Raw genomic sequence first — 6,675 nt, forward strand, 5'->3', positions numbered from 1 at the left:
CTCCAACTATTTTTCAACCACCCTATTCTCTAGGAGGAGGTTCGTCACTCACACACCTAAAGCCAAGGTTATTGCTCCCGCTGCTTATCTCCCCCTTACCTCTACTGCCGGCTATATATCGCTCACAGTACTGTTCGTTGCACAAGAATGATCCACCACGTTGTACCCGTTTGACAGCGCCGGGCTCCATCGGATCGTAACTATCATTCGGTCCCTTGGGATTTTTTGCAGGACTGCTTTTATAATAATCCGGACGGTAATAGTCTGAACACCATTCCCATACATTACCATCCATATCATACAATCCAAAAGCATTGGCCGGATAAGACTTTACCGGAGCTATGCCTTTGTATCCGTCTTCTGCAACGTCCTTCACCGGAAAACTACCTTGATATACATTAGCCGACCACTTCCCATCAGGCTTCAACTCATTCCCCCAATAATATTTGCTAGTAGGCTTTCCGGCACGTGCAGCAAACTCCCATTCCGCTTCTGTAGGAAGGCGCTTCCCTGCCCACTTGGCAAAAGCAGCAGCATCTTCATAGGCGATATGCACCACCGGCTCATTCTCCCGTCCCTTGATGCTACTTCCCGGACCTTCTGGTTGCCGCCAACTCGCACCCATTACATACTTCCACCATTGAAGATGATTCTCCAACCCTACCGCATGGTCCGGTGGCGTAAACACAGCAGAACCAGGCTGTAACGCATCCAATGGCACATTCGGAAAATCTTTGGGATCCAGCGGTCGTTCGGCTACCGTCTGATAACCCGTAGCCGATACGAAACGGGCAAATTGGGCATTGGTTACTTCGTGCTCATCCATCCAAAAGCCATCCACCGTTACCTCATGCACCGGGCTTGCATCTTCAAACTCACTGGTTCCCATGCGAAAAGTTCCGCCCTTTACATACACCATCGGCGCATCATCTGATCCGAGAAAGCTGTGCGTAGCCTTTGCTTCCGCAATGGCGGCAGCACGGGAAGGAATTCCATGTGATACACAGGTAGCCGCACTGTCTTTATCCAATACCTTTTCTTGAGAAGTATGCTGTTGGGATTGATTCATGCAAGCTGTGGCCAGCAAGTATGTAACACCAACCACGGAAAGAAGTCCTCTTCGGTTCATATAGTTTATCCTTACTTCTTTAGTCATGCCAGGGGCATAGCTCCCGACAAAGAGTTAAAGGTATCATTTGAATACTAATATTACAAGTCTCTTTGTGTAAGAAATCCGTATAAAGAACCAAGCGATTTCAGGTCCAAGTCCAATAAAAACAAAAAAGCCCCGCTGCTGGTGCAGCGGGGCCCTGAATGAAATCCGGCACCGACCTACTCTCACGCCTGTTACGGCAATACCATCGGCTCTGGCGGGCTTAACTGCTCTGTTCGGGATGGGAAGAGGTGGACACCGCCGATATAGGCACCTGAATACCTTTATGACAATAATCGGAAGAAAACAGTAAGAGAAAACCGAGAAGGCAACAGCGTATCTCTGCGCGAGAAAGCTTTCGGGCTATTAGTACCGCTCGGCTCTGGTGTCGCCACCTTTAGACCTGCGGCCTATCGACCCCGTAGTCTGCGGGGACCCTCAATGGAACATTCATCTCGTGGCCGGTTTCGCACTTAGATGCTTTCAGCGCTTATCCTAACCCGACATAGCTACCCAGCAGTACACCTGGCGGCATAACTGGTACACCAGCGGTCGGTCCAGCCCGGTCCTCTCGTACTAAGGCCAGCCCCACTCAATATTCCTACGCCCGCAACAGATAGGGACCGAACTGTCTCGCGACGTTCTGAACCCAGCTCGCGTGCCACTTTAATCGGCGAACAGCCGAACCCTTGGGACCTTCTCCAGCCCCAGGATGTGACGAGCCGACATCGAGGTGCCAAACCTCCCCGTCGATATGAGCTCTTGGGGGAGATCAGCCTGTTATCCCCAGAGTACCTTTTATCCTTTGAGCGATGGCCCTTCCATGCAGAACCACCGGATCACTATGTCCGTCTTTCGACCCTGTCCGGCCTGTATGCCTCACAGTCAAGCAAGCTTATGCCATTGCACTCCGCGTACGGTTACCAAGCGTACTGAGCTTACCTTTGAAAGCCTCCGTTACCTTTTTGGAGGCGACCACCCCAGTCAAACTACCCACCAAACAGTGTCTCCCGAGTCTTCGGGATTAGGAACCGGATACGCAAAGGGCGGTATTTCAAGGATGGCTCCACGGGTCCTGGCGAACCCGCTTCAATGCCTCCCGCCTATCCTACACATCACGCACCCAGTCCCAATGTTAAGCTGTAGTGAAGGTTCATGGGGTCTTTCCGTCCCGTTGCGGGTAACCGGCGTCTTCACCGGTACCACAATTTCACCGAGCTCATGGCTGAGACAGCGCCCAGATCGTTACACCATTCGTGCAGGTCGGAACTTACCCGACAAGGAATTTCGCTACCTTAGGACCGTTATAGTTACGGCCGCCGTTTACCGGGGCTTCGATTCAATGCTTCGGGGTCACCCCCTGACATCCCCTCTTAACCTTCCGGCACCGGGCAGGTGTCAGGCCTTATACATCATCTTTCGATTTCGCAAAGCCATATGTTTTTGTTAAACAGTCGCCTGGGCCTTTTCACTGCGGCTCCGGTTGCCCGGAGCGCCCCTTCTCCCGAAGTTACAGGGCCATTTTGCCGAGTTCCTTAGCCATGATTCACTCGAGCACCTTAGGATTCTCACCCCGACCACCTGTGTCGGTTTACGGTACGGGTTCTGGTTGCCTGGAGCTTAGCGGTTTTTCTCGGAAGCAGGATTACCCACACTATCGGCGCAGCCGGAGCCTTGCCGTACTATCGGGGTTCAGCACATATCCCGGATTTGCCTGGGATACGTATACCTACGCCCTTCAACGCACTATTCCGTCAGTGCGCGGTGGTGTCACTTCTCCGTCCCCGCGTCGCAGCAACCAAAAGTACGGGAATATTAACCCGTTGTCCATCGGATTCGCCATTCGGCTTATCCTTAGGCCCCGACTGACCCTGATCCGATTAGCGTTGATCAGGAAACCTTGGTCTTTCGGTGGGGGGGGTTCCCACCCCCCTTATCGTTACTTATGCCTACATTTGCTTTTCCGGAAAGTCCACCGGATCTCACGACCCGGATTCGCCCCCGCCGGAATGCTCCCCTACCGATCCGCCACATGGCGGATCCCACAGCTTCGGTAACACGCTTGATGCCCGTTCATTATCCACGCCCGGCCGCTCGACTAGTGAGCTGTTACGCACTCTTTAAATGGATGGCTGCTTCCAAGCCAACATCCTAGCTGTCTGTGCAGCCGGACCTCGTTAGTCCAACTTAGCGTGTATTTGGGGACCTTAGCCGGTGGTCTGGGTTCTTTCCCTCTCGGCCCCGGACCTTAGCACCCGGAGCCTCACTGCAGCGCATATCCCGCGGCATTCGGAGTTCGTCTGGATTTGGTAGGATGTGACTCCCCCGCACCCAATCGGTAGCTCTACCTCCGCGGAACTAAGCGCCACGCTGTTCCTAAAAACATTTCGGGGAGTACGAGCTATTTCCCAGTTTGATTGGCCTTTCACCCCTACCCTCGGTTCATCCGGAAGCTTTTCAACGCTTATCGGTTCGGCCCTCCAGTACCTGTTACGGCACCTTCAGCCTGACCAAGGGTAGATCACAAGGTTTCGCGTCTACCTCCACCGACTGCACGCCCTGTTCAGACTCGCTTTCGCTTCGGCTCCCCCACTGAATGGGTTAACCTCGCCGGTGAAGTGTAACTCGTAGGCTCATTATGCAAAAGGCACGCCGTCATCCGTCAGCTGACGGACTCCGACCGATTGTAGGCACACGGTTTCAGGTTCTGTTTCACTCCCCTGTTCGGGGTTCTTTTCACCTTTCCCTCACGGTACTGGTTCACTATCGGTCTCCCAGGAGTATTTAGCCTTGGCGGATGGTGCCGCCGGATTCCCGCAGGGCGTCTCCGACCCCGCGGTACTCAGGATACCATTAGGCTGCATTTGCTTACGTGTACGGGACTATCACCCCCTGCGGTACCGGCTTCCCTTCCGGTTTCCACTTAACGCTTGCATGCCATGTCATGGTCCTACAACCCCGAATATGCCGTAACATATCCGGTTTGGGCTAATCCGCGTTCGCTCGCCACTACTTGCGGAATCACTGTTGTTTTCTCCTCCTACGCCTACTTAGATGTTTCAGTTCAGCGCGTTCGCGTATCTATACATCCGATCTTCAATCGGATAGGTTGCCCCATTCGGAAACCGCCGGATCAATTCGCATTTGCCGATCCCCGGCGCTTATCGCAGCTTGTCACGTCCTTCTTCGCCTCTGGGAGCCTAGGCATCCCCCGTGTGCCCTTTCCTACTTTCTTCAACCCATGACCCTTTTGCTGTCATGGATCTGCTCTTTTCCGCCCATACAATATCGTATGGAACGGCTGTTGCCTTCTCTTTCTCTTCTTGTTTTCTTCCAATATGTCAAAGAACTTTATTAGATGTGCCACATCAGACATCAGATGCGGGACGGATTGTCCCTTATCCCATGCTATCCGCACATGTCTAACCGTGGAGAATAACGGATTCGAACCGTTGACCCCCTGCGTGCAAGGCAGGTGCTCTAGCCAGCTGAGCTAATTCCCCATGTTCCGGCGAAAAGCCCCGTTGACCCTCCCGACCATGGCCGGGATGCTCCAGCCACCTGAGCTAATTCCCCATGTTCCGGCGAAAAGCCCCGTTGACCCTCCCGACCAGGGTCGGGATGCTCTAGCCACCTGAGCTAATTCCCCTGAACCGTAGTCCCGAGCAGACTTGAACTGCTGACCCCTACATTATCAGTGTAGTGCTCTAACCAACTGAGCTACGGGACTGGCTTGCTCTCGCCTCTCGGGACACCGCGTAAGGGAACGGTGCCCTGTCTATTTTATCTCCTTAGATATCTATTGATGATTCATGGCGTAACGAGTACCAATCAAGTACTCTAGAAAGGAGGTATTCCAGCCGCACCTTCCGGTACGGCTACCTTGTTACGACTTAGCCCCAATTACCAGTTTTGCCCTGANATTCCTTTTGTTAAAAATAAAGTAAAGATACTACATGCGCACAGCGAGCGTCATTTCAGACACTCTAGAAAGGAGGTATTCCAGCCGCACCTTCCGGTACGGCTACCTTGTTACGACTTAGCCCCAATTACCAGTTTTGCCCTGACACGCTCCTTGCGGTCACATGCTTCAGGCACCCCCGGCTTTCATGGCTTGACGGGCGGTGTGTACAAGGCCCGGGAACGTATTCACCGCGTCATTGCTGATACGCGATTACTAGCGAATCCAACTTCACGGGGCCGAGTTGCAGGCCCCGATCCGAACTGTGAACGGCTTTGCGGGATTGGCGCCCTGTTGCCAGGTGGCTGCCCGCTGTACCGCCCATTGTAGCACGTGTGTAGCCCCGGACGTAAGGGCCATGATGACTTGACGTCGTCCCCGCCTTCCTCACTGTTTGCACAGGCAGTCTGGATAGAGTCCCCACCACTACATGCTGGCAACTATCCACAGGGGTTGCGCTCGTTGCGGGACTTAACCCAACACCTCACGGCACGAGCTGACGACAGCCATGCAGCACCTAGTTTCCTGCCCCGAAGGGAACAGCCATCTCTGGCTGCGTCAGTAACTTTCAAGCCCGGGTAAGGTTCCTCGCGTATCATCGAATTAAACCACATGCTCCTCCGCTTGTGCGGGCCCCCGTCAATTCCTTTGAGTTTCACCCTTGCGGGCGTACTCCCCAGGTGGATGACTTAACGCTTTCGCTTGGGCGCCGGCATTCTATCGCCGACACCGAGTCATCATCGTTTAGGGCGTGGACTACCAGGGTATCTAATCCTGTTCGATCCCCACGCTTTCGTGCATCAGCGTCAATCGCGCCTTGGTAAGCTGCCTTCGCAATCGGTGTTCTGTGGCATATCTATGCATTTCACCGCTACTTGCCACATTCCGCCTACCTCATCCGCATTCAAGCGCACCAGTATCAAAGGCACTGCGATGGTTGAGCCACCGTCTTTCACCCCTGACTTAGCACGCCGCCTACGCACCCTTTAAACCCAATAAATCCGGATAACGCTCGGATCCTCCGTATTACCGCGGCTGCTGGCACGGAGTTAGCCGATCCTTATTCTCAAGGTACACTCAAAACGGTACGCGTACCGCCGTTTGTTCCCTCGCAAAAGCAGTTTACAACCCATAGGGCAGTCCTCCTGCACGCGGCATGGCTGGTTCAGGCTCCCGCCCATTGACCAATATTCCTTACTGCTGCCTCCCGTAGGAGTCTGGTCCGTGTCTCAGTACCAGTGTGGGGGATTCTCCTCTCAGAGCCCCTAGGCATCATCGTCTTGGTGGGCCGTTACCCCACCAACTAACTAATGCCACGCGAGCCCATCCGTCCCCTATAAATATTTGGTCGAATCACGATGCCGCGATTCAACGTCATGCGGTGTTAATCCCTCTTTCGAGGGGCTATCCCCCTGGGACGGGCAGGTTGCTCACGCGTTACGCACCCGTGCGCCACTCTCACCGCCAGCAAGCTGGCGGATCCCGTTCGACTTGCATGTATTAGGCCTGCCGCTAGCGTTCATCCTGAGCCAGGATCAAACTCTCCATTGTAAAATGAAGT

General features: G+C 53.9%; 1 protein-coding gene, 2 tRNA genes and 3 rRNA genes. All 6 read right to left on the reverse strand.

Annotated elements, in window-relative coordinates; all coding sequences use genetic code 11:
• Nucleotides 1-22: 22 nt before the first annotated feature.
• The 6 genes from IEX60_RS20960 to IEX60_RS20985 all read right to left on the reverse strand — a co-directional run bounded on the left by IEX60_RS20960 (nt 23) and on the right by IEX60_RS20985 (nt 6,665).
• Nucleotides 23-1,129: a formylglycine-generating enzyme family protein gene (locus IEX60_RS20960; protein WP_229717690.1), complete on the reverse strand. Its 1,107-nt coding sequence runs from the start codon at nt 1,127-1,129 to the stop codon at nt 23-25.
• 190 nt (nt 1,130-1,319) lie between these two features.
• A 5S ribosomal RNA gene (gene rrf, locus IEX60_RS20965) occupies nt 1,320-1,431 on the reverse strand.
• A 68-nt stretch (nt 1,432-1,499) separates the two neighbouring features.
• A 23S ribosomal RNA gene (locus IEX60_RS20970) occupies nt 1,500-4,388 on the reverse strand.
• 194 nt (nt 4,389-4,582) lie between these two features.
• A tRNA-Ala gene (locus IEX60_RS20975) sits at nt 4,583-4,656 on the reverse strand.
• Nucleotides 4,657-4,809: 153 nt separating this feature from the next.
• Nucleotides 4,810-4,883 (reverse strand) — tRNA-Ile (locus IEX60_RS20980).
• Nucleotides 4,884-5,143: 260 nt separating this feature from the next.
• Nucleotides 5,144-6,665, reverse strand: a 16S ribosomal RNA gene (locus IEX60_RS20985).
• Together the 16S, 23S and 5S rRNA genes with 2 tRNA genes alongside form the textbook arrangement of a ribosomal RNA operon.
• Nucleotides 6,666-6,675: the final 10 nt, after the last annotated feature.

The sequence above is a fragment of the Parapedobacter defluvii genome, from assembly GCF_014642075.1.
GTDB lineage: Bacteria > Bacteroidota > Bacteroidia > Sphingobacteriales > Sphingobacteriaceae > Parapedobacter > Parapedobacter defluvii.